This window comes from Actinoplanes sp. NPDC004185, from assembly GCF_053603475.1.
In genome coordinates this window covers 1-23,443 of sequence record NZ_JBSGFR010000042.1, presented here as the reverse complement: position 1 = coordinate 23,443, position 23,443 = coordinate 1, and the positions used below count along the sequence as shown (strand labels likewise).

Annotated in this window: 23 protein-coding genes; 12 read left to right on the top strand and 11 right to left on the bottom strand. The window is 70.8% G+C overall.

The window, feature by feature from the left end:
- Positions 1–263 (bottom strand): hypothetical protein (locus ACWEOZ_RS33615; RefSeq protein WP_451914707.1); only part of this gene is annotated, 263 nt, incomplete at its 3' end.
- A gap of 631 nt (positions 264–894) precedes the next feature.
- Here ACWEOZ_RS33615 and ACWEOZ_RS33610 point away from each other — a divergent pair.
- Positions 895–1,545 carry a response regulator transcription factor gene (locus tag ACWEOZ_RS33610; RefSeq protein ID WP_451914706.1) on the top strand — a complete coding sequence of 217 codons (651 nt, stop codon included), beginning with the start codon at positions 895–897 and terminating at the stop codon, positions 1,543–1,545.
- Here ACWEOZ_RS33610 and ACWEOZ_RS33605 read toward each other — a convergent pair.
- The 4 genes from ACWEOZ_RS33605 to ACWEOZ_RS33590 form a co-directional block, all read right to left on the bottom strand.
- Complete coding sequence (locus tag ACWEOZ_RS33605; protein ID WP_451914705.1) at positions 1,490–2,278, bottom strand: helix-turn-helix transcriptional regulator; 789 nt, start codon at positions 2,276–2,278, stop codon at positions 1,490–1,492. The two genes, ACWEOZ_RS33610 and ACWEOZ_RS33605, sit on opposite strands and share 56 nt — an antisense overlap.
- Positions 2,279–2,641: 363 nt before the next feature.
- Complete coding sequence (locus tag ACWEOZ_RS33600) at positions 2,642–3,361, bottom strand: hypothetical protein (RefSeq protein WP_451914704.1); 720 nt, start codon at positions 3,359–3,361, stop codon at positions 2,642–2,644.
- 103 nt (positions 3,362–3,464) lie between these two features.
- Complete coding sequence (locus ACWEOZ_RS33595; RefSeq protein WP_451914703.1) at positions 3,465–4,286, bottom strand: hypothetical protein; 822 nt, start codon at positions 4,284–4,286, stop codon at positions 3,465–3,467.
- A 74-nt stretch (positions 4,287–4,360) separates the two neighbouring features.
- Positions 4,361–4,981, bottom strand: coding sequence for a YdeI/OmpD-associated family protein (locus tag ACWEOZ_RS33590; RefSeq protein WP_451914702.1), 621 nt, complete (start codon positions 4,979–4,981; stop codon positions 4,361–4,363).
- 122 nt (positions 4,982–5,103) lie between these two features.
- On the opposite strand from ACWEOZ_RS33590, the gene ACWEOZ_RS33585 reads away from it, so the two are divergent.
- The gene (locus ACWEOZ_RS33585; RefSeq protein ID WP_451914701.1) at positions 5,104–5,589 is read left to right on the top strand and encodes a hypothetical protein; all 486 of its coding nucleotides are present in this window, start codon (positions 5,104–5,106) and stop codon (positions 5,587–5,589) included.
- 457 nt (positions 5,590–6,046) lie between these two features.
- Here ACWEOZ_RS33585 and ACWEOZ_RS33580 read toward each other — a convergent pair whose 3' ends face one another.
- From ACWEOZ_RS33580 to ACWEOZ_RS33570, 3 genes are read right to left on the bottom strand one after another with little or no spacing between them, the layout of a single operon-like run.
- Positions 6,047–7,573: an AMP-binding protein gene (locus ACWEOZ_RS33580; RefSeq protein ID WP_451914700.1), complete on the bottom strand. Its 1,527-nt coding sequence runs from the start codon at positions 7,571–7,573 to the stop codon at positions 6,047–6,049.
- A gap of 7 nt (positions 7,574–7,580) precedes the next feature.
- Positions 7,581–8,693 carry a DUF5938 domain-containing protein gene (locus ACWEOZ_RS33575; RefSeq protein WP_451914699.1) on the bottom strand — a complete coding sequence of 371 codons (1,113 nt, stop codon included), beginning with the start codon at positions 8,691–8,693 and terminating at the stop codon, positions 7,581–7,583.
- A gap of 1 nt (position 8,694) precedes the next feature.
- Positions 8,695–9,498, bottom strand: a complete 804-nt coding sequence (locus ACWEOZ_RS33570; protein WP_451914698.1) for an SDR family NAD(P)-dependent oxidoreductase — start codon at positions 9,496–9,498, stop codon at positions 8,695–8,697.
- Positions 9,499–9,678: 180 nt separating this feature from the next.
- On the opposite strand from ACWEOZ_RS33570, the gene ACWEOZ_RS33565 reads away from it, so the two are divergent.
- Positions 9,679–10,350 carry a TetR/AcrR family transcriptional regulator gene (locus tag ACWEOZ_RS33565; protein WP_451914697.1) on the top strand — a complete coding sequence of 224 codons (672 nt, stop codon included), beginning with the start codon at positions 9,679–9,681 and terminating at the stop codon, positions 10,348–10,350.
- A gap of 64 nt (positions 10,351–10,414) precedes the next feature.
- On the opposite strand, the gene ACWEOZ_RS33560 is transcribed toward ACWEOZ_RS33565, so the two are convergent.
- Positions 10,415–10,798, bottom strand: a complete 384-nt coding sequence (locus tag ACWEOZ_RS33560) for a hypothetical protein (protein WP_451914696.1) — start codon at positions 10,796–10,798, stop codon at positions 10,415–10,417.
- Between the two features lie 7 nt (positions 10,799–10,805).
- Entirely contained in the window at positions 10,806–12,017 is a 1,212-nt protein-coding gene (locus ACWEOZ_RS33555; RefSeq protein ID WP_451914695.1) for a cytochrome P450 family protein, read from the bottom strand.
- A 93-nt stretch (positions 12,018–12,110) separates the two neighbouring features.
- Between ACWEOZ_RS33555 and ACWEOZ_RS33550 the strand changes: the two genes are divergently transcribed.
- A complete protein-coding gene (locus tag ACWEOZ_RS33550; RefSeq protein WP_451914694.1) occupies positions 12,111–12,992 on the top strand; it encodes a TIGR03560 family F420-dependent LLM class oxidoreductase in 882 nt (293 codons plus the stop codon).
- A gap of 7 nt (positions 12,993–12,999) precedes the next feature.
- Here ACWEOZ_RS33550 and ACWEOZ_RS33545 read toward each other — a convergent pair whose 3' ends face one another.
- Positions 13,000–13,878 (bottom strand): alpha/beta fold hydrolase, encoded by an 879-nt coding sequence (locus ACWEOZ_RS33545; protein WP_451914693.1) that lies wholly within the window; start codon positions 13,876–13,878, stop codon positions 13,000–13,002.
- Positions 13,879–14,025: 147 nt separating this feature from the next.
- Between ACWEOZ_RS33545 and ACWEOZ_RS33540 the strand changes: the two genes are divergently transcribed.
- The 8 genes from ACWEOZ_RS33540 to ACWEOZ_RS33505 all read left to right on the top strand — a co-directional run.
- Entirely contained in the window at positions 14,026–15,165 is a 1,140-nt protein-coding gene (locus ACWEOZ_RS33540) for a zinc-dependent alcohol dehydrogenase (RefSeq protein ID WP_451914692.1), read from the top strand.
- A gap of 17 nt (positions 15,166–15,182) precedes the next feature.
- On the top strand, positions 15,183–15,749 hold the full coding sequence (locus tag ACWEOZ_RS33535) for a hypothetical protein (RefSeq protein WP_451914691.1): 567 nt from the start codon (positions 15,183–15,185) through the stop codon (positions 15,747–15,749).
- Positions 15,750–15,785: 36 nt separating this feature from the next.
- Complete coding sequence (locus tag ACWEOZ_RS33530) at positions 15,786–16,487, top strand: hypothetical protein (RefSeq protein ID WP_451914690.1); 702 nt, start codon at positions 15,786–15,788, stop codon at positions 16,485–16,487.
- A gap of 90 nt (positions 16,488–16,577) precedes the next feature.
- Entirely contained in the window at positions 16,578–18,017 is a 1,440-nt protein-coding gene (locus ACWEOZ_RS33525; protein WP_451914689.1) for an RICIN domain-containing protein, read from the top strand.
- A 94-nt stretch (positions 18,018–18,111) separates the two neighbouring features.
- Entirely contained in the window at positions 18,112–20,076 is a 1,965-nt protein-coding gene (locus tag ACWEOZ_RS33520; RefSeq protein ID WP_451914688.1) for a PAS domain-containing protein, read from the top strand.
- Entirely contained in the window at positions 20,073–21,266 is a 1,194-nt protein-coding gene (locus ACWEOZ_RS33515) for a response regulator (RefSeq protein ID WP_451914687.1), read from the top strand. The genes ACWEOZ_RS33520 and ACWEOZ_RS33515 overlap by 4 nt, the downstream gene beginning before the upstream one ends.
- A gap of 17 nt (positions 21,267–21,283) precedes the next feature.
- Positions 21,284–21,667: a response regulator transcription factor gene (locus ACWEOZ_RS33510; protein WP_451914686.1), complete on the top strand. Its 384-nt coding sequence runs from the start codon at positions 21,284–21,286 to the stop codon at positions 21,665–21,667.
- A gap of 114 nt (positions 21,668–21,781) precedes the next feature.
- A partial coding sequence (locus tag ACWEOZ_RS33505) for a S8 family serine peptidase (RefSeq protein WP_451914685.1) occupies positions 21,782–23,443 on the top strand: 1,662 nt, incomplete at its 3' end.

Here is a 23,443-nt window from a genome sequence, read left to right as displayed (position 1 = left end):
CGGCCGGCGCGGGCCCAGGTGGTGGTGTTCACGTCGCCGATCGGGTAGCCGAGATCGCTGAGCTGACCCGCCGTCGCATCGAACCACTGCGATCCGCCTGCCGCTAGCCCGGCCTTGGCGCTCGATGCCACCGACTGACTGGTCGGTCCTGCTGCCTGGGCCGATACGACGTTGACCATCAAGCTGCCGGCCAGTACCGCTACGGTCATCGCCGCAGGCACCCAGGAACCAGTGAACGTACGCCATTTCACATGACTGCTCATGAGCTTCCTTTCAAAGGTCGAATGATTACTCGAAGGCCTTTTTCAAAGTATTAGTAGAGTGCGCGGTCACTTACTCAACCCCTCAATGACTGATGCAAGAGTCATGCGAAAGCGTCCTCCCTCGCGAAGGAGCTCCTCTTGTTTGGACTGCACCAGTCAGATGGTCTTCCGGACCCAGATGGACCGCGCTCCGTCACCGGCTGTACTCCCCAGGGCGGCGAGAACCAGTTGACTACGGGATAGGTCGGAGGCAGCCGTGGTGTTTTCCACCGTGCCCCACGCGGAAGCGCCGAGGATGCCCCCGGTTTCTCTGTTGTCCGAGACTGCGCCGCCGCTCGGGGTGCCGTACTTGTCCTCGCACCGCTGACAGTGCTTCGCGCTCGCCGGGCCCGCCACGACGGCGAGCCCGCACACGGATACAGTCACCCCGGCGACGAAGCCCCGCAGAACACCGGTGCGGATGCGCGGCCCGCTCGGTGCGGAGCTGTTAACAGGTCTTGTGATCATGAAGTCCCCCTAGTGGTCTTGGTTGCGCGGAGGCCGGGCGCTCGTTCCCTTCGCTTCCAGCTCCTAAATCCTGGCAAAAGGTGCCTTATGCTCGGTATTAGCAGGATTACGTACGGAGCTGGTGATGATGGATAGCTATCGGCGGGCGCTCGACGGCGCCACCGCGTTGCTTGAAGGGGTCGGAGCCGGTGCTCCCTGGGCGGCCGTCTGCGCGGTCGTTGCCGAGCGTCTGGGCTGCACCGCGAGCGTGTATGTCGAGGGCGTCGCTCGGTCCGGTCCGAGCGTCTGGATGCCCGAGGGTCACGACACGCTTGTTGAGGGCCGCGTCGCCGGCGGCTCGTGCGAGTGGCGCGGGAATCCCTGTGCCCTTGGTACCGGTTACCACTTGGCGCTGCCGGTGTCCGCGACCAGCGTTCTTGTTCTGTGCCGGGCACACCGGCAATTTGATGCGGGCGACCGGAAGGTGGCGCAGTGCCTATTGCCGTTGCTCCGCAGCGTCCAGCGCTACGTCGACCATCCGGACCGCTCCCGGTTGACTCCCCGAGAACTGGCGGTCCTCCGCGCGACAGCCGACGGTCTCACCGCCGCGGCCGCGGGCCGCCGCCTGCAGATCTCCGCGCGTACGTTCGAAAAACACCTGGAGCGGCTCTATCGGAAACTGGGCACCCGGGACCGGGTGCACACCGTGCTGCTTGCTCAGGAACTGGGCGTCCTGCCGGTCAGCGCCGCCCGGTCGGCGGCAGCACGCCCATCCGGCGGAGGAGCAGCAACGTAGCGAGTCGATCCCGCGTCCCGCACTTGCGGTACGCGTTCTCAAGGTGCTTGTTGACGGTGTGCCCCGATATGAGTAATCGGCGGGCGACCGCCGCGGTCGATAGGCCGTCGCCGAGCAAGGCCAGCACGGTCAGCTCGCGCGGCGTCAGGCCGAAATCGGTCCCCGGCGCCGGCGCGCCTACCGCATCGCGCAAGCGCTGAGTCTCGGCGAGCTGGCGGCCGACGCCAATCACCAGCGGCTGGATCGCCGCGGCCAAGTCGCGTTCCCGGTCGGTGAAGTCGCGCCCGGAGCGGCAGATGATGAAGGCGGTCGCGACGCCGATCGGGGTGGGTAGCGGAATGGCTAGATGCCGGGTGCCGCCGTCCAGGTCCTGATCGCAGGAGTCGTAGGTTTGAGTCGCTCGCCATGCAGAGGGTGCGACGACGTCGCTGACGGTCAGCGGGCTCGGATCCCGTTGTGCGGCGAAGGCATGCGCCAGGGGATGCTCGGCGCCATAGACGCGGGCGCGCTCCGCCCACGGGATCGAGGCGACCTCCCCGGGCGCGCACGCCACCCCGGCGATGGTGCGAGCGGACGGGTTGAACCCGTTCATGAACAGGGTGGCGGTGCCACGCAGGCACTCATTCAGCTGACCGGCGATCATCGTCTGATAGCTGTCGACCCGCAAGCCGTCCACCAGCGCAACAGCGAGATCTAAGACCTGACGATAGTCGCGTGCCCCAATACGTGCCATTTAGCCATTATCGGTTAGTCAGCCGGCTGGGCCCCACATTAAGGAACGACCGCGGTCCTCTCGAGCTTGACGTCACCCTTCTGCGGCGGGCAACGTCAACGTCGAGTGGGCAGAAACGACGCGTCGGGCTGCAGTTTCACGCCTGCGGACCTGAAGCCGTCGCCATGGTCGCCTGTCGGTCGAGCGGGTTCAACCTGGCGGCGCGCTGGGCCGACTCTCCCCGAGGAACGAGTTGCTGTCCGCAACGGCGACTTCGTCATGCTCAGTCGACGCCCTCTACATCTGATCGACGATCCACCGTGAGTCTGCCTCAGGCGCTGGGATCTACGATCCCGCCGACCTCGAACTCCGGCGCGTCGTTGCCTAGTCAGGAACCTCGATCATGAGGTCGTGGTAGTCACCGATCGAGAGCACCACCGATCCGTTCTCCACGAGCTCGTAGTCCCACAGCTTGTGTTCCGGGTCGAACGACTTGAGGGAAACCTCGAGTCGCAGAAACAGGTCCCTGGCCGCCGGTGTCATGGGACCAACGATTTCGATGGCGTCGCGCATGCCGCTCCACGGGCGAACCGCCACCGTCGACAGACTCACGAATTCCGCTCGGCCGTGGCTCAGTTGCCCGTCGCCGTCCGGCATGTGTACTCGGAACTCGTCCGCTCGAGCCAGGAACTCGGTGAGCAGTTGCTGCCACTCGGCGTCAGGCACGGCACCTACATATTTTCTCGTCATGCCGAGATCATCTCGTGGCCAGGCCAGCGATGCGATGCTCGGCCGGTCCATCGCCTTGCTCAACTCGCCGATGACGAGTGAGAACGGCTTGACGCCTCGGCCGCTGTCCGAGCCACCGTCGACCCCGCGGCGAAACTGGTACGCGCCCCATGCGTGATTGCGGATCTGTTCGTCGGTCGGGCCGCCGGCGATTGATGACGCACCACAGCTGTGCTGATCGTCGAGTACGGTCAGCTTGATTTCGTCGAGGCGCCCGGGCGCGGTCGGTCCGGCCAGCTCAACGCGAAGGTCAGCCCTCTCCTCGGTTGACGTGACTCGAGGTACTGCCATTGCTGTGGCGATCGAGCGTCTCAAGCTGCACCCGACCGGCATTTGCCTTCGTACCTGCGGTTGCCGCATCGCGGCACAGGGGCACGGCCGCGCTCGTCGCGGCCCCGTGCCAGCAAGCGAACGGCTGTCAGGACGTCTCTGAGCTAATCCCGGAATCGTCGCGGAAGGACAGCCCCGCCGCGTCCAGCGCCGTCTGCAGTCGGCCGAGGGCGTACGGCCCGACTCCGTGCAGAGCCCGCACCTCGCCCTCGCTGAGCTCGGCGACCTGCTCGAGCCGGACCACGCCGTGCGCGGTGAGCGCACGCGTCGCGGGAGCACCGAGGTGGGGCAGCGGAATGCCCGGCTCCGGCTCCGACCGCCCCTGAGCCGGCCGCGGATGACCCTCGTGGTCCAGGACGGCCGCTCCGCGCGCCGAGAGGCGGTAGCCGATGTCGAGGGATTCGGTCAGGCCGCGTTCCTTCAGCTTGCGCACGTTCTGTTTGAACGACGGGGTGTCCCGCCCCATCCGTTGGGCGAGATCAGGTGCCCGGGTGGCCGGCAGCTCGTCGATCAGCAGCAGCGTGGCCCGGGTCCACGGCCCGGTCGGCGAGGCGCGGTCGAGCCGGTCGAGCCACGCGACGATCGCCTCGATCTCGGCAGCGTCGGGCACCGCCTCCCGCAGCGCTTGCCGCGGGTCGGCGCCCGCGTACCGCAGCCCGATCCGATAGACCGGCCGGTCGCGGTGCACGCGGTCCAGCCCTCGGCGGAGCGCGGCCAGCGAGGCTGCGCCGGCCCGGCGGGCGTCCGCGGCGGTCAGCGACGTCACCGGTACGCGGTCGACCGAGGTCACCTCGACCAGCCCGACCGCGGTCCGCATCCGGGTGCCGACCTTGAGCCGGGGCTGTTCCCACCGGCGGAACGCCACGTCGATGTCGCCGGCCCGGATCGCCGCCAGTTCCGCAGGACGCATCAGCACACAGCCAGTTCACCACACACGCCACGATCCATCCGACAATCGCGCGCCGCCCGCAGGTGACCCTCCGGTCATGAAGGTATGGACTGTGGCGGGTCCGCAGGTTTGGCCTTCTGCGGGTAGATGGTCTCGTGCCGGGCCAGCATCGCCACGACCTCGCGGATCTTTCGCTCGCGCGTCTCAGCCCGTTTGACGCCGTTGACCCGGTGGATGAGAGCGAAGCGGTTGGTCCTGGTGAGCACGTCGAACATGCGCTGGGCGTCAGGGTCAGCGGCGATCGCGGTGCTGAGGTCAGCCGGCACCTCAGCTTCCGAGGGCGGGGCGTACGCGGCCGCCCATCGCCCATCTGCTTTCGCGGCTTCCACCGCGGCGCGGCCCAGGGGCAGCATCCGCCCCTCCGCCTCCAGCCGGGCCACATGGGCGACGTTGCGCTGCGACCAGGAACTGCGGGCAGCGCGCGGGGTGAACCGGATCCACGAGATGTCCTGATTCCCTTTACGGCCCTGCCCGTCGATCCAACCGACGCACAACGCCTCGTCAACCGCCTGCTGCCAGGTCAGCGTCGTGACGGTGCCGCCCTTCCTGCCCAGGGCCAGCCAAACGCCTGCCGACTCGGCGTGGTTGCTCAGCAACCACCCACGCAGCGCCTCGGCGTCCGCAACGATCAACTCTTCAAGTTCGGTCTTGGCCACAACGGCAGATTAATCGTCGACAAGCAGCGCGCTGCTACGGGAACCGGCGGCGGTTGAGTAAGCCTGGCGGGCGCGAGACCATGTCCTGGCGAGCGGGAAACGTCCACCACGGAGGAGGCGGCGTGACGAGAACTCCTACGGGCGAGGAGGACGACCTTCCCGACTTCGGTCCTGACTCGCCCGCCGTCGACGCGCAATCGCGCCAGGCCTACATCGAGAACCTGCTTGTCGTCGCGGCTGACGACGCCAAGAACGTGACCCTGATTTCCACCGTCGCCGTTGCTGCCGTCGCCTTCGCCGCCAAGGAACTCGCCCGTCCGCTCAGCCACGAACCCGTCATGCTGAAGCTGCTCGGTCTGCTGGCGGCGTTCTCCCTGCTGGCCGGCGCCGTGTTGTTCTACTTCTACGCCGCTGCGATCAACCATACGAGGATGGGCCTGGTGCACCGGATCGTCTCCCGGGACGCGCGCGGCGCCCAGCGCATCTGGGCCGGCAAGGAAACCGGCATCTGGCGCCGCAAGGGCAACCTGTGGAGATCAGGAGCCATCATGCTGGTAACCGGCAGCACCCTGGGCTGCATAGTGGCGGCCATCGTCTTCCTCACGTAGCCGCGCGTCGATCGGCAGAATGAGCGCGCGGAATAAGTCGCTGTGGCTGGACCCGAAGCACCGCGGCCGAGGCCTGGGCAGCCGCCTGCTGCCCGACCCCGAACATGCCGGACGGCACCGCAAAGCACCACTTCTTCAAACACCTGGAAGCCGAACAACCAACCGCCGACCGAACCAAAGCGAGTCTCTGACCGCAACCGGCGAGGTGCGTACGCAAGACCCACCACAAAGCTCGGCCTGCCCAAGAAAAAACCCTGCAATGACCACAGCGCGGCAGCCAGACCCGAAACCGCAGGGGGATCACCCCACAAAGCGCTGCAACCAGCCGCGAGCAACCACCATCCTGGCCGCAGGAGAAAACCATGCAAGGTTGGGGGCCGGGGTGACCAAGAACGGCATAGCGGCATTTCAAGCCGATCTTGGTCACCCCGGCCCCCAACCGTCCACCCGCACCGAATCACCCAAGCCGATCCCGAATCTCCCCCTTGAGAATCTTCCCGACCCGAGACCGAGGAAGCTCCTCCCAAACCTCGACCTGCTTGGGCGCCTTGACACTCCCGAGCCGCTCTTTGACAAACGCCACAACATCCGCCGGATCAACCGACAACCCAGGCGAAGGCTGCACCACCGCCGTGACCCGCTCACCCCACTTGTCATCGGGCAGGCCGATCACCGCCGCCTCGTACACCGCCGGGTGGTGCATCAGAGCCTGCTCCACCTCGGCCGAATAAACGTTGTACCCACCCGTGATGATCATGTCCTTGGCCCGGTCCACGATGAACAGGTAATTGTCCGCGTCGAGATAGCCGATGTCCCCGGTGTGGTGCCAGCCGTACGCACCGGCCTCGGCAGTCGCCGCGGGGTCCTTGTAGTAGCCGTGCATCACCAGCGACCCCCGGACCACGATCTCGCCGCGCTCACCCGGCGGCAGCAGATTGCCCGTGCTGTCCATGATGGCCACGGTGACCAGCGGCGACGGGTGGCCCGCCGAGCCCAGCCGGGACACCGCCACGCTGCCGTCGGGGTGCAGGTGCTCGGCCGGGGCCATCGTCGAGATCATCATCGGGGCTTCGGACTGGCCGAACAGCTGGCCCATGACCGGGCCGAACACCTCGATCGCCTCGGTCAGCCGGGCCGTCGACATCGGCGCCGCCCCGTACCAGAAGCATTGCAGGCTTCTCAGGTCCGTCGTGCGCACGGCGGGGTGGGCCAGGGCCAGGTAGATCACCGTCGGTGGCAGGAACGTGTGGGTCACCCGGTGCGCCTCGATCAGGTGCAGGAACTCGCCGACGTCCGGGCGGGCCATGATGACGATGCGGCCGCCCAGGGCCATGATCGGGAAGCAGAGCACCCCGGCCGCGTGGGTGAGCGGGGCCAGGGCCAGATAGGTCGGGCGGCCGGTGAACGGGTAGCTCATGAGCGTGATCGCCGACATCGCCTCGAGGTTGCGGTCGGTCAGCATGACGCCCTTCGGCGTGCCGGTCGTTCCCCCGGTGCCGACCAGCATCACGGTGTCGGAATGCGAGGGCGAGGGAAGAGCGGAGGCCGGGGGAGCGGCGGCCCATTCGGCGAAGGTCACCCCGAGCGGCGTGGGGCCGTCGAGGCAGACGTAGACGCGGATCTTCGGCAGCAGCGGCGCGATCTTCTCGACCAGCGGGGCGTACGCGGCCTGGAAGATCAGGCAGGTGCAGTCGAAGAGGTCGAGCAGCGCCTGGTTCTCCGCGGCCTCGTTGCGGGGGTTGACCGGGCACCACACCGCCCCCAGGCGGGAGATGCCGAAGACCGCGGAGAACGCCACCGGGTCGTTGCCGGACAGGATCGCCACGGATTCGCCGGCGCGCACCCCGCTGCGGTGCAGGGCGGCGGCGACCCGGTGGCTCAGTTGCTGGACCTCGGCGTAGGTCATCGTCTCGGCCCCGGCGAGCAGGCACGGCTCGCCGGGGCCGAGCGAGGCCCCCTTGTCCAGGTAGTCGGCGAGAGCCATCGGGGGCTCAGCGGGCGACGGTGACGACGGGTTCGAGGACCAGGCCGAACGTGCGCAGCACGCCGAGCAGCTCGCGATGGCCGAACGCCTGGCAGGCCGAGGCCAGCCCGGTCCGCCGGGGCGCCTGCTGGACCAGTGACTGCGCCGCCCAGGCCTGCAGCAGGCCGGTCTGTTTGTAGTTGGAGTTGCCGTGGATGACGCAGTGCGCGCGGCCCAGCGGGCCCGAGGCGTACACGGAGTCGACCGAGGTGTTGAGGCGCGGGTTCTCCCTCGGCGGCATGCCGGTCTGCCACTGCTCGGCGATCGCGGCGAGCGCGGGCCCCTGCTGGTCGGCCGGCAGGGTCTTGATCTCGGCCTGCACCATCATGGTGGTGGCCGCGACCGCCTCCATGACGTCGCGGTTCATGACGCCGCCGATCGCCCGGCAGGTGGCGACCCGGGGGTCGTCGGCGAACCAGACCGGGTGGCACATACCGCCCCAGGGCAGCGCCAGGGAGGTGGCGTGCCGGCCGGGCACGGTGACCTCGAAGCGGGCCGTCGGGTCCCACTGCACGTACTTGTTCTCGGCCAGGTGGAACCAGTCGGCGGCCAGGATGGCGAAGATCGTCTGGGTCGAGGCCACCGTGGGGGCGCCCTCCCACAGCACCAGGATGTCCAGGGTGTCCATGCCGGGATGTTCCAGGCACAGGTTCGCGGCGATCTCGCCGGTCGTGTACATCTGCGCGACCCCGGGGGAGATCAGCAGGCCCGCGTCCGCGTACGGCCGGCCCCACTTCTCCTTCGCGTGCAGCAGCCAGTCCTGCTCGCCGGTGGTGTCCAGGTAGTGGCAGCCGGCGGCCAGCGCGGCCTCGGCCACCGGGTCGCCGAGGGTGATGAACGGGCCGACGGTGTTGCACACGACGCTCGCGCCGCGGAACAGCTCGGTCAGGGCACCGGCCTCGTGCTCGACCTCCGCCACCTCGTAGTCGGCGGTCTCGATGCCGGGGACCCGGTCCAGCACCTCGCGGAGCCGGTCCTTGTCGCGTCCGGCGGCGATGAAGGGCAGGTTGAGCTCGCGCAGGTACTCGCAGATGAGCCGTCCGGTGTAGCCGGAGGCGCCGTAGACCACGACGGGGCGCATGTCACATCCCCATTCCGCCGTCGACGGGCACGCCGGCGCCGGTGATGAACCGGGCCGCGTCGGAGGCGAGGAAGACCACCACGTCGCCCATCTCGCGGGCCTCGCCGAGCCGGCCCATCGGGGTCTGGTCGACGACCGCGGCGATCGCGTGGTCGGTGCTGGCGAACAGTCCGATCGCGGTCACGTCGACGGCCAGTTTCACCCCCATCTCGGTCGGGACCAGACCGGGATAGATGCAGTTCACCCGTACGCCGTAACCGAGCTTGCCGGATTCCATGGCCGCCACCCGGGTCAGCCGGTCGACGGCCGACTTGGACGCCGAGTAGCCGGCGATGCCGGGGAAGGCGATGGTCGCCGCGACCGACGAGATGTTGACGATCGAGCCGCCCCGGCCGGCCGCCCCGCCGGGACGCATGCTGCGGAAGGCGTGCTTGATGCCCAGGGCCGTGCCGACGACGTTGACCTCGAGCATCCGCGACAGCTCGGCCGGGTCGAGGTCGGCCAGCAGCGCGGTGACCTCGACGCCGGCGTTGTTGACCAGGATGTCGAAGCCGCCGAGCCCCGCCACCGTGGTGGCGGTCGCCGCCTCCCAGGACGCCTCGTCGGTGATGTCCAGCCGCGTGAAGGCCGCGGTCGCGCCGGTCTTGGCGATCAGCTCGGCGGTCTCGCGGCCGAGGTCCTCCAGGACGTCGCCGATCATGACCGCCGCGCCGGCCTCGGCCAGGGACTGGGCGATGGCCGCCCCGAACCCCCGGGCGCCGCCGGTCACCAGCGCCCGCTTACCGCTCAGATCGATTGAGGTCATGCCTGCCTCCGCTTGTGGTCACGTCGCTGTGCACCGCGGCTCGTGATGCAGGTCACAACGTACGAAGAAAACTGGACGGGTGTCAAGAAATCTCTGGACAACTGTCAAGAAATGCGGTCTCGGCGTATCGTCCATGGTCAACGGGTCGCGCGCGGCGCTGCGGCCAGGGAGGATGGGCGGGTGACCAACGCGCTGAACACGGGCCGGCCGGAGAAGACAGCGACCCTGTCCGGGCCGCCGAACGCCGACCGGGTGTCCCGGCGCCAGGTCGACAAGTTCGCCCAGCGCCGCGACCAGCTGGCCGCGGCGGCGCTGCAGACGCTCGCCGAGCTGGGCTACGCGCGCACCAGCCTGCGCGAGATCGCCCAGAACACGGACTTCTCGCACGGCGTGCTGCACTACTACTTCGCCGACAAGGTGGATCTGATCATCCACTGCGTCAAGCACTACAAGGCGATCTGCGTGCAGCGCTACGACGAGATCCTGGCCGCCTCGGCCACCGCCCCCGATCTGGCCGAGGGCTTCGCCGCCGGGCTGGCGGTCACGGCCGGCGAGGACGCGACCCTGCACCGGCTCTGGTACGACATGCGCTCGCAGTCGCTGTTCGAGCCGGCGTTCCGCGCCGACGTGCTGGAGATCGACGACAGCCTGCAGCGGATGATCTGGCGGGTGGTGAGCCGCTACGCCGAGCTCAGCGACCAGACGCCCACCGTTGTGCCGGCGACGGCGTACGCGATGTTCGACGGCCTCTTCCAGCATGCGTTGCTGCGCCACCTGGCCGGCGCCCCGGACGCCCTGGACACCTTGCGGACCGAGGCGCTGACGCTGCTGCCCCGCTTGACCCGGGACTGAGGGCACACCGTCCCAGCCGTCCGTCGGCCGGTTCGCAAGCGGGTGACCCGGCCGATACGGCCGATCAGGGATTGAGCGAGGCGGCTGTGGCGGCGAAGCCGGCCAACCATTCGCGGCAGCTGACCAGCCGGCCGGTGATGTCGTCGAAGGTGGCGGCATCGGCGGCGGTGTCGTCGTCGCGCCACAGCCTGCGCAGCGCGGCCTGGCCGATCGCGAGCTGTGTCCCGGCCGCCTCCACCCCGGCGATCAGTTCCTGGCGGACGGACCCGGCCGCGAACTGCACCGACCCGCGGGCGGCGGTCAGTGGCTCACCCGGCACGGCGAAGACCGCGGCGGCGTCGCCCCCGGCGCGGTCCGCGCCGATCCAGGCGAGCAGATGTTCCAGGTCGGTGGCGGCCACGGTCATCCGGCCGATCGCGGCCAGGGTCTGCTCGGAGAGATTCAGCACCCGGGCATCATGCCGGATCGGCCGGGCCCGGGACGACGGGCAGGCTCTGCAACCCGCGCATGAGGACACCCGGGCGCCAGGTCAGCTCCCCGGCCGGCACCGCCAGTCGTAGCTGGGGGAACCGGGTCAGCAGCTTGCCGAAGGCGACCTGGGCCTCCAGTCGGGCGAGCGGCGCCCCGAGGCAGTAGTGGATGCCGTGGCCGAAGGCGAGATGCGGATTCTGGGCGCGGTCCAGCCGCAGCTCGTCGGGGTCCGGGAACCGCCCCTCGTCCCGGTCGGCGGCGAGCAGCGCCACCAGCACCGCGTCGCCCGCCCGGACGGTGGCGCCGCCGATCTCCAGGTCCTCGGCCGCGACGCGGAAGGTGGCGGTCTCGACCGGCCCCTCGAAGCGCAGGAACTCCTCGATGGCGCCGGGCAGCAACGCCGGTTCGGCGCGCAGCCGGTCCCACCGCTCGCGCTGGTCCAGCAGCAGCCAGGCACCGTTGCCGATGAGGTTGACCGTGGTCTCGTGACCGGCGATGAGCAGCAGGAACACCATCGAGGACAGCTCGTCCTCGGACAGCCGGTCCTGCTCGTCGCGGACGCCGATCAGGCCGGACAACAGGTCGTCGCCCGGATTTCCGCGGCGTTCGGCGATCAGCCGCCGGATGTAGGCGATCATCGCCTGCAACGCGCCGGGTAGCTGCTCGCGGTTCGCCGAGCCGGCCACGATGGTGTTCGACCAGGTGCGGAACGAGTCCCGGTCGGCCACCGGCACCCCGAGCAGCTCGCAGATGACCTGGATCGGCAACGGGAACGCGAACGCGTCGATCAGGTCGACCTGCTCCCGGCCCGCCATCGCCGCCAGCAGCTCCTCGGTGATCTCCTCGATCCGCGGCCGCAACGCCTCGATGCGCCGGGCGGTGAAGGCCCCGGCGACCAGGCGGCGCAACCGGGTGTGGTCGGGCGGATCGGCCGAGAGCATGTGCTGGGAGATGGCGGCGATGATCGACGGCGGCAGCGCGCGGTCGGTGGCCTGTCCGACCGGGCGGGCCTTGGACAGTCGCGGGTCGGTGAGGGCCTGACGGGCGTCCTCGTACCGGGTCACCAGCCAGGCGGTCACCCCGCTGGGGAGCCGGACGCGGCGGACCGGGGTGGTGGCGCGCCACTGGGCGTACACCGGGTGGGGATCGGCCTGGAACGCCGGATCGGCGAAGTCCTCCTGGATTTCCTGGGTCACGCGCCGCTCCGTCCTATCGGCCACTGTCTATGACAGTAGCGCGCTGGTCGACCCGTCCGCGGCCGGCGCCGGACGCCGTGGCAGGGTGCCGGTATGCGACTCTCGATCTGGCCCGGCGCCGGGCAGCCCTACGGTGAGATCCTCGAGGTGGCCCGGCACGCGGCCGACACCGGCTGGGACGGCGTCCACATCGCCGACCACTTCATGCCGAACGCGGGCACCGGCCGGCCGGCCGACGCCCCGGTCCTGGAGTGCGGCTCCCTGGTGGCCGCGCTCGGCGCGGTCGTGCCCCGGGTGCGGATCGGCACCCTGGTCTACGGCAACACCTACCGGCACCCGGCGGTGCTGGCCAACATGGCGGCCACCGTCGACCGGATCACCGACGGCCGGTTCACCCTGGGCGTGGGCGCCGGCTGGCAGATCAACGAGCACGAGCAGTACGGCATCGAGCTCCCGCCGGTCAAGCAGCGCCTGGACCGGTTCGTGGAAGCGCTGGAGGTCCTGCACGGCCTGCTGCGGCAGCCCACGACCACCCTCGACGGCGAGTACTACCAGCTCGAGGACGCCGTCTGCGAGCCCAAGCCGGTCCAGGACCCGCTGCCGATCCTCATCGGCGGCAGCGGCGAGCGGCGGATGCTCGGCATCGTCGCCCGCTACGCCGACGCCTGGAACGCGTGGGGCCGCCCGGACCTGATCGCGCACAAGTCGGCGGTCCTCGACCGCTTCTGCGCCGAGCAGGGACGCGACCCGAAGGCCATCGCCCGTACCGCGCAGGCGCTGACGGTGGTCGACGGGCCCGTGCCGGAAGGGCTGTCCATGCCGGTCATCGGGGGTTCGCCCGAGCTGCTGGCCCGCGACATCGCCGGCTACCGCGAGCTCGGCCTGGACGAGCTGATCGTGCCGGACGGCCTGCTCGGCACGGGCGCGGACCGCCGCAAGGCCATGGACACCATCCTGGGCCTCGTCCGGGGCTGAGGGCGGCTCAGCCGCGGCCGGCTCGGTCGAGGGCGCCGATGAACCGGCGGACGTGGGTGAAGGCCTGTTCGGGAGCCTGACGGAAAGTCCCGTGTCCGACCCCGGCGATGATCTCGACGGTGGCCTTCGCCCCGGTCAGGGACCGGGCCAGCCGCTGGGCGGCGGCGGCCGGTGAGACAGGGTCGTCCTCGCCGGCGAGGATCAGGGTGGGGCAGGCGACGGCCGCCAGCTGCTCGGCCGGATCCGCCGGTCCGCAGCCGCCGCGCCGGAAGTGAGCCAGCACATCTTCGTTCATGCGCGCCCTGGCCCGCCGGTCGGTCAGGTCGGTGGAGGCGGCGGCGCTGCCGTAGAGCGGCAGGCCGTGCTCGCGCCAGGCGTCCTCGGCCTCGGCGCTGGTGTCCCCGGTCAGGTAGCGCTGCGCCGCCGCGCGGGCGACCGGTCCGCCGCGGCGCTCGAACACGTCGAGGGTCTCCTCGAGCGAGGTGGGCACACCTAGCGTGCTGTCCAGGATCAACCCGGCGACCAGCCCCGGATGGCGGGCGGCGCAGTGCAGGGCGACCAGGCCGCCGCTGGAGGAGCCGACGAGCACCACCCGGGGGATGGCCAGGGCGGCGCAGAACGCGGCGACGTCGTCCGCCCACTGCGTCCACGTCCAGGTGGCCGGGGTGCCGGGGTCCGAGCGCCCGGACCCGCGCTGATCCAGATAGACGAGCTGGGCCACGTCGGTGAGCGCGGTGAACTCGGGTTTGAACAGGCTGTGGTCGGCGCCCGGGCCACCGTGCAGCAGCACCAGGGTGGGCTGCTCGCGCATGGTGTCGCCGGCGGGCACCAGGGCGCACCCCTCGACATCGAAGAACAACGACACGTCACCGGCGGAGATTCGCATCGGGTCATCATGGCCGACCGACGCTCCGGCCGCGGCCGCAGCGTTTACCGCGGAACGCTTCGGGTAGCCCGGGCCCTGGTGCACCGACAAATCGACCGGGCGCGGCTCACCCGCGCGCCGGGGCACGGGAGGTACAAGATGCGAGCAATGGTCTATCGCGGTCCATACCGGGTCCGGGTCGAGGAGAAGGACCGCCCGGTGATCGAGCATCCCAACGATGCGATCGTACGGGTGACGCGAGCCGCGATCTGCGGGTCGGACCTGCACCTCTATCACGGGATGATGCCCGACACCCGGGTCGGTTCGACCTTCGGGCACGAGTTCATCGGCGTCGTGGACGAGGTCGGCTCCTCGGTGCGCAACCTCAAGCCCGGCGACCGGGTCATGGTCCCCTTCAACATCTTCTGCGGTACATGTTTCTTCTGCGCCCGCGGCCTGTACTCGAACTGCCACAACGTCAACCCCAACGCCACGGCGGTCGGCGGGATCTACGGCTACTCGCACACCACCGGCGGCTACGACGGTGGCCAATCGGAGTTCGTCCGCGTGCCCTTCGCCGACGTCGGGCCCACGATCATCCCGGACTGGATGGACGAGGACGACGCGGTGCTGCTGACCGACGCCACCGCCACCGGGTACTTCGGCGCCCAGCTGGGCGACATCGTCGAGGGCGACGTGGTGGTGGTCTTCGGGGCCGGCCCGGTGGGGCTGATCGCGGCCAAGTCGGCGTGGCTGATGGGCGCCGGCCGGGTGATCGTCATCGACCACCTGGAGTACCGGCTGGAGAAGGCCCGGACCTTCGCCCACGCCGAGACGTACAACTTCACCGAGTACGACGACATCATCGTGCACATGAAGAAGATCACCGACCACCTGGGCGCCGACGTGGCGATCGACGCCGTGGGCGCCGAGGCCGACGGCAACTTCCTGCAGCACGTGACCACCACCAAGCTCAAGCTGCAGGGCGGGTCGCCGATCGCGCTGAACTGGGCGATCGACTCGGTGCGCAAGGGCGGGACGATCTCCGTGATGGGGGCCTACGGGCCGATGTTCAGCGCGGTCAAGTTCGGTGACGCCATGAACAAGGGCCTCACCCTGCGGATGAACCAGTGCCCGGTGAAACGGCAGTGGCCCCGGCTGTTCGAGCACGTCAAGAACGGCTATCTCAAGCCCAGCGAGATCGTCACGCACCGGATCCCGCTGGAGCACATCGCCGAGGGGTACCACATCTTCTCGGCGAAGCTCGACAACTGCATCAAGCCGATCATCGTCCCGAACGCCGCCTGACCCGAACGGAGGCAGAAATGGCTTACACACCGGAGAAGCCGAAGCTGGCCGAGTCGAGCGACCAGCTGCGCGCCCGCATCCCGGGCTGGGGCGTGGATCTGGACCCCAAGGACCGGCCCGCGGTGCCCCGGGAGCAGTTCGATCCGACCTTCAGCGGCGCGCACTGGGAGTTCCCGGAACGCCAGCCGGAGAAGTTCCCCCGGGAACGCTCGATCGAGCACAAGTTCCTCACCCCGGTCTTCGGCACGTCCTGCCCGCCCAAGGGCCTGTCCGGGGTCATCCGCCGGTACGCCTACAAGGAGTACAGCGAGGGCCGGGCCGCGCACTGGCTGCTCCTGCTGGCCGCCGACCGGGTGGACACCGTGGAGAGCACGCTGCGCTCGTTCGTGAGCCTGCACCCGGACAATCCGATCACCGAGACCGGGGTGCTCAGCGAGTTCAGCCACCACGGCATCGCCTCGCGGTTCGGCCGCAAGCGCGCCGACGTCAACCACCAGTGGATCGACCCGATCATCGTCGCGGCGCCGTGGGTGCTGGGCGGGATGCTGGCGTACCGGATCGCCAAGCGGGTGGCCGGCCGCTAGGGCGGCGTTCGCGCAGGTCGGCTACCGTGGGCGGCCATGTCCGAGCAGCCGCTTCCCGCCTGGATCCACTGGCCGGTCCGGGTCCTCGCCGTGGTCTTCGTCCTGCCGTTCCGGCTGCTGTGGGAGCTGTCCCGGCTGATCGGCCGGTTCCTGGCCCGCTACGTCGGCCGGCCCCTGGCCTGGCTGTGGCACTACGCGGTGGCGGTCCCGGCCGCCTTCCTGTGGCACTACCTGGTCGCGGTGCCGGCCGCCTTCCTGTGGCGATACCTGGTGGCCGTCCCGGCGGCCTGGCTGTGGCAGCGGGCGTTGCGGCCGGTGCTGGAGTGGCTGGCGCGATGGTTGATCGTCGTGCCGGCGCAGTGGCTGTGGCGGCACCGGCGGCAGTTGCTCCGGCCGTTCGCCCTGGTGCTGCACTACCTGCTGGTCGTGCCGCTCGTCTGGCTGTGGGCGGTGACCGCCCCGGTGTGGCGGGGAGTGTGGTGGGTGCTCGCCGTGCTGGGCCGGGGCGTCGCCGCGGTGCTGGCTGCCGGATGGCGCGGTGCCGGCTGGCTGCTGCGGCAGTTCTACCGGTGGGTGCTGCGACCGGCCGGACTGGCCATTGCCTGGTGCTGGCGGTGGACCGTCGTGCCGGTGTGGCACGCGGTCGCCGCCGCCGGGCGGTGGGTGCACTCGGCGATCCTGCACCCGGCGGCCGATGCGGCCCGGGCCGTTCTGGTCGCCGTGGGCGTGCGCCGCTGACCGGCCCGGCGTTTGTTGACATGACGGTAACCTGCGGGCAATCTGTGTTAACGGTCACATCGACCGTCACCGATTGGAAAGCAGGTCGTGATGCCGCTCGGACGCTGCGCGCGGGCCTTCCTCGCCGTTCTTGCCGGGACCGCCACGGTCCTCGCCCTCACCGGGGCGCCGGTGCTCGCGGCGCCGGTGACGGTGGCCAACGGCACCCAGTTCACCGACACCTCGGGGGCCGTGGTGCACGCGCACGGCGGCGGCGTGCTCAAGGTGGGTGCCTACTACTACTGGTTCGGCGAGAACCGCAACGCCGACAACACCTTCCGGTACGTCTCGGCGTACCGCTCGACGGATCTGAAGACCTGGGAGTTCCGCAACCATGTGCTCACCCAGTCGTCGGCCGCCGAGCTGGCCAGCGCCAACATCGAGCGGCCCAAGGTGATGTACAACGCGAGCACCCGGCAGTTCGTCATGTGGATGCACAAGGAGACCGCGACGGACTACGCCCAGGCGCGGGCCGCGGTCGCCGTGTCGAGCACTGTGGACGGCGCCTACACGTACCGGGGCAGCTTCCGGCCGCTGGGCACCCACATGTCGCGGGACATCACCACGTTCGTCGACGACGACGGCACCGGCTACATGGTGTCCTCGGCCAACGAGAACCGTGACCTCAACGTCTACCGCTTGACCAGTGACTACACCGGCGTCACCGCGCTGGTCCGCAGCTGGCCCGGTGACGTCCGCGAGGCGCCGGCGCTGTTCAAGCGCAACGGCGTCTACTTCATGCTCACCTCCGGGGCCACCGGCTGGAACCCCAACCAGCAGAAGTACTCCTCGGCCACCAGCATCACCGGCCCGTGGAGCGGCTGGAGCAACGTGGGGGACGCGACGGCGTACGGCTCGCAGACCGCGTACGTCCTGCCGGTCGCGGGCACCGCCGGGACCGCGTACCTGTATCTGGGCGACCGCTGGGGCAACTCGCTGGGCGGCACGGTCAACGACTCCCGCTACGTCTGGGCGCCGCTGCGCTTCCCGAGCGCCACCACGCTGGCCCTGGACTACTTCCCGTCGCTGGTCATCGACACTGCGGCCGGCACGGTCACCGGAGCGGCCGGCTCCTGGAGCACCGTGGTCGCCCGGCACTCCGGCAAGTGCGTCGACGTGGCCGGGGGCTCGACCGCCGATCGCGCCGAGGCGATCCAGTACACCTGTGGCACCGGCCTCAATCAGCAGTGGAACCGCCGCGACCTGGGCAACGGCTACGTGCAGCTGGAGGCCCGGCACAGCGGCAAGTGCCTGGACGTGGCGGACGCGTCGACCGCCGACAACGCCCGGGTCGTGCAGTACACCTGCGGGACGGGCACCAACCAGCAGTGGCAGGTGCAGGACGCCGGGGGCGGCTACTACCGGCTCGTGGCCCGGCACAGCGGGCGGTGCCTCGACGTCATCGGCGGCGGGACCGCGGACGGCGTACGGCTCATCCAGTACGCCTGCGGCACGGGCGCCAACCAGCAGTGGCTCAGCCGGGCCGCCTGACATCACGACGAGTGTGGCGCTCAGATCCGGACGCGGACGGCCGATGGGCAGCAAGGAGGGTGCACATCGCCCCGGTCGCTGAGAAGGGCATAACGTGTCTGGACGTCGAGCGCCACAGGTGGCCGCGGCCCCGGCCGGCCCGCTGCCGTCCGGGATCGACGCCACCGTGCTCGCCGCGGCGCTGCCGCACACCGTCTGGGTCGTCACCGACGCGGGCCACATCGCGTACGCCAACCGGGGCCCCGTGGGCGTGCCGTGGAGCACCCTGGTGCACCCTGGCGACCTGCCGGCCGTGGAGTCCGCCGGGCGGGCGGCGGGCGCGGCACCCTACGAGCTGGAGTGCCGGCTCAGCCGGGTGGACGGCTCGTTCGGCCGGCACAGTGTGCGGTTCACCCCGGCGGATGGCGCTCCCGGCTCGTGGATCGCCGCCGGCACGGATGTCGAGGAGCGGGCGGCGCTGAGCGAGGAGCTGGCCGGCGCCCGGCGCTGCGTCACCGAGACCCTCTCCCTGCTGGAGGCCCTGGAGGCGGCTGCGCCGGCCGGGTTCGGCTTCGTGGACCGCGACTCCCGGCTGAGCCGGGTCAACGAGACGCTGGCCGCCATGGGCAGCGTGCCGCGCGCCGAGCAGCTCGGCCGGCCGGTCCACGAGGTGCTGCCCTGCGTATGGCCGCAGATCGAGGCGAACTACCACCGCGCGTGGCAGACGGAGACGGCGATCGTCGGCACGGTGGTCACCGCCCCGGCGCCGGGTGAGGCCGACGGGCCCCGCTCGTGGCTCGCCGGGTGCTACCCGGTGCGGGTGGAGGACCGGATGATGGGCGTCGGCCTGGTGCTGGTCGACGTCACGGAACGCGAGCAGGCCCAGGCGTTCCGCTCGGTGATCATGGACGACATGGCCGAGGGTCTCTACACGGTCGACGGCGACGGCAAGCTGACCTCGATGAACCGGGCCGCCTCGGAGATGCTCGGCTGGGCCGAGAAGGACCTGCTCGGGCTGTCGGTGCACGACATGGTGCACGCCGCACCCTGGCACGGCGCCCCGCAGCCGGAGAGCGAGTGCCCGCTGCGCCTGATCCGCACCGCGGGCAGGAGCGTGCAGTCGATCGACGAGACCTTCGCCCGCCGGGACGGATCGACGTTCGGGGTGGAGTGCTCGGTCGCGTCGCTGGACATCGGCGGCGAGCTGCCCGGCGCGGTGGTCACCTTCCGGGACATGACCGAGGTGCGGCGCGCGGAGCTCGAGGCGCGGCACGACCAGAAGCTGGAGTCGCTGGGCCGGCTCTCGGCCGGGCTGGCCCACGAGATCAACACGCCGATCCAGTTCGTCGGGGACAACACCCGGTTCCTGGCCGACGCGTACCAGGACATGCTCGACCTGCTGCTGGTGTACCGGGAGTGCATGGCGCCGGCCCTGGGCGAGCTGCAGTGGAGTGCGCGCACCGAGCGCGCCCAGCAGGCCGAGGCCAAGGCCGACGTCGAGTACCTGGCCGCCGAGATCCCGGCCGCGGTCAGCCAGAGCCTCGAGGGCGTCGAGCGGGTCGCCTCGCTGGTCCGGGCGATGAAGTCGTTCAGCTACAAGGACGCCACCGAGCAGGCGTACGCCGATCTCAACGAGGCCGTCCGGACCACCCTCACGGTGGCCCGCAACGAGGTCAAGTACGTCGCCGACGTGGTCCTGGACCTCGGTGAGCTGCCCGAGGTGCTGTGCCACCTGGGCGACCTCAACCAGGTCTTCCTCAACCTGCTGGTCAACGCGGCCGACGCGCTCAAGGACAAGGCCGAGCGGGGTGAGATCCGGATCAGCTCCCGTACCGACGGCCCCACCGCGGTGCTCACCTTCGCCGACAACGGCACCGGCATCCCGGCGGACATCCAGCAGTCGATCTTCGAGCCGTTCTTCACCACCAAGGAGGTCGGCAAGGGCACGGGGCAGGGCTTGGCGCTGGCCCGGGCGGTGCTGGAGAAGCACGGCGGGAGCATCGAGGTGCGCTCCGTGGTGGGTGAGGGGACCGAGTTCGTCCTGCGCCTGCCCGTCGCCGGTAAGCCGGACGCCGCATGAGCAAGGCACGCGCCCTGTTCGTCGACGACGAACCGCGCATCCTCGACGGCCTGCGCCGTTCCCTGCGGGGCAAGCGCGGCGAATGGGAGATGGCGTTCGTCTCCGACGGCGCGGAGGCGCTGGAGCTGCTCGCCCAGCAGCCGTACGACGTGGTGGTCTCCGACATGCGGATGCCCGGGATGGACGGCGCCGAGCTGCTCACCAACGTCAGCCGGCGGCACCCCGAGGTGGCCCGGGTGGTGCTGTCCGGGCACATCGAGCCGGAGGCGGCGATCCAGGTGGCCGTGGCCGGTCACCGTTTCCTCACCAAGCCGTCCGACGCCGAGAGCCTCATCGCCGTGATCGAGCAGCTGCTGATCCGGACCTCCAGCTCCCACCGGAGCGAGGCGCGGCGGATCGCCGGCGGCGTCCGGGCCATCCCGACCCTGCCCGAGCACACCGACGGGATCATCGGCCTGCTCGCCCCGGACGCCAACCTGTCGTACGCGGTGCAGATGGCCATGCACGACGTCGGGCTGACCGCCAAGCTGCTCCAGCTGTCGAACTCGCGGTTCTTCGGCTCGCGCCCGCGCAACTCCTCGGTCGAGTCGATCGTCAACGCGATGGGCGTGCCCATGGTGCAGGCGGTGGCCGGCGCGGCACACGTGCTGCGGCCGACCTCGGCCTGGGACCCGGCGATCGAGCAGCATCTGCGCACCGCCTGGCGGCACGCGGTGGCCACCGCCTGCCTGGTGGACTTCGTGGCCTCCCCGGCGAACCGGCCGCACGCGCAGGCCGCGGCGCTGCTGCAGGACGTCGGGCGGCTGGTCTGCCTGGCGGCGGTGGGGGACAAGGAGGGGTCCGCGGTCGACCTGGACGCCGAGACCCGTGACGGGGTTCCGTTCCGTGACGTCGGGGTGGAACTGCTGCACCTGTGGGGGCTGCCGCCGCCGATCGTCACCGCCGTCGCCCAGCGCGACGCCGAGCAGGCGCCGGACCTCTCCGGGCTCGGCGTGGCCGCGGCCGTGCGGACGGCCCACCTGCTGATCCAGGGCACCGAGTCCGCCTGCCCGGCCGCCGGCCGGCACGAGGAGGAGCTGGCCCAGCTGCTGTCACACCCCCAGTTGAAGGCGCAGGCCGTGGACTGGCGTCGCGCCGCCGACGAGGCGTCGCGCCAGGCCGGGCTCTGGCACAGCCACGGCAGACACTGAGGCGGAAGAGGGAGCTCATGGCACGCATCCTGGTGGTCGACGACGACCCGGCGATCCGGCAACTGCTCACCGACGTCCTCGAGATGGACGGGTACGAGGTGAGCGTCGCGGTGGACGGGCTCGCCGCCGTCCGGGAGGTGCAGGCGGCCGCGCCCGACTTCGTGATCCTGGACGTGATGATGCCCGGCCTGGACGGCTTCGGGGTGCTCAGCACCATCCGCGACCAGCCCGGCGAGCCGGTGCCGGTGCTCATGCTGACCGCAGCCGCCGAGTCCGACGCCAACGCCCGGGCCTGGGCCTGCGGCGTCGACTACTACCTGGCCAAGCCGTTCACGGCGGACGCGGTGCTCGACCTGGTCGACGGCGTGCTGGCGGGGCAGGTGGGCGCCGCCGATTCCTGAGACGTCTTGCTCAAGGTGACGCCGGCCCGGCCGATGTTCCCGCCACAGACGGAGGCGGCCCTCGCTGCTGACGGCGTCATGTAGTTACTCAGAGTGAGAAGGAGTGCGCAGGCCGTGAAAATCACCAGCCTGGCGGGATCGGCCGGCGCCGCCGCCACCAACCGCCGCCGCATCGCGGCAATCGTCGCCGCAGCCCTGGCGGTCGTCAGCCTCCCGGCTCCGTCCGCCGCGCGGGCCGCCGGCGCGCAGTGGCACGACGTCGTCGTCACCGGCACCGACGCCGAGGGTGCGGCGCGCGCGGTCCGGGCGGCCGGCGGCCGGGTCGTGACCCTGCTGCCCGTCGTCCGCGGCGTCGCGGCGCAACTGCCGCAGGGCAGCACCCTCGACCCGGCCTGGTCCGTGGCACCCCAGCGCGAGATCACCGTCGCCGAGGCCGGGACACCGGCCGGGACGGGCGCGGCGACCGTCCGCGAGATGGTGGGCCTACCCGCCGACGGTGACGAGGGCCGCGGCGTCACGGTGGCCGTGGTCGACACCGGCATCGCCGACGTCCCCGACCTCGCCGGGCAACTGGCCGGCCGGGTCGACCTGACCGGCACCGGCGCCGGCGACGGGTACGGCCACGGCACGTTCATGGCCGGCCTCATCGCCGCCACCGGCGAGGCGTCGGACGGCCGGTACCAGGGCGTGGCCCCGGGCGCGAAGCTCGTCGACGTCAAGGTGGCCGACGCGGACGGGCGTACCGACCTGACCACGGTGTTGCGGGGCCTGCAGTGGGTCAGTGACCACCGCCGCGACGTGCAGGTGGTCAACCTGTCGCTGTCCTCGAACAGCCCGTTGCCGTACCAGATCGATCCCCTGACCCAGGCCCTCGAGTCGTTGTGGCACCAGGGCGTCACGGTCGTCGTGCCGTCGGGCAACGACGGTCCTGGCACCGGCTCGGTCACCTCGCCCGGCAACGATCCCCTGCTGCTCACCACCGGTGGGCTGGACGCCGCCGGCACGGCCGGCCGGGGCGACGACGTGGTAGGCGTCTGGTCCGGCCGGGGACCGACCTGGCAGGGCGACGCCAAGCCGGACCTGGTGGCGGCCGGTGGCCACGTGATCAGCCTGCGCTCGCCGGGCAGCGTGGTCGACGCGGGCAACCCGCAGGCCCGGGTGGGTGACGGCTACTTCCGCGGCTCCGGCACGTCGATGGCCGCCGCGGTCACCTCGGGCGTCATCGCGGACACCCTGGCCGTGCAGCCCCGGCTGCGGCCCGACGCGATCAAGAACCTGCTCGTGAGCACCGCGTACCCGAGTGCCGGGCTGAGCCGCGCGTCCGGTGGCGGCGCCGGCGGCCTGGACGCCGCCCGGGTGCTCGCCGCCGCGCCCCGCTGGAACGCGGGCCAGGCGCAGCAGCAGTACGACGCCGACACCGCCGCGGTCGGGCGCGACGCCAAGCGTTGGGCCGCGTTCTCCGAGGCCCTGGTCGACGGTGACCAGCCGGCCGCCGAGAGGGCGTGGAAGAAGCTGACCCCGGCCTCCCGCGACTGGGCCGCCCGCGCCTGGGCGCAGCTCGACCCGGCCGCGCGGGCCTGGGCGGCCCGGGCCTGGGCCGGCTCCGACTTCACGGCTCGGGCCTGGGCCGACAGTGAGTGGGTGGCGCGGGCCTGGGCGGCCCGGGCCTGGGCCGCGCGGGACCCGGCCACGTTCGAGCGGTACGGCCCGGACACCGGTCACGACATCCCGGTCGCCGTCGAGCTGACCCGCTCGTTGCGGCCGCTGCTCACCCGC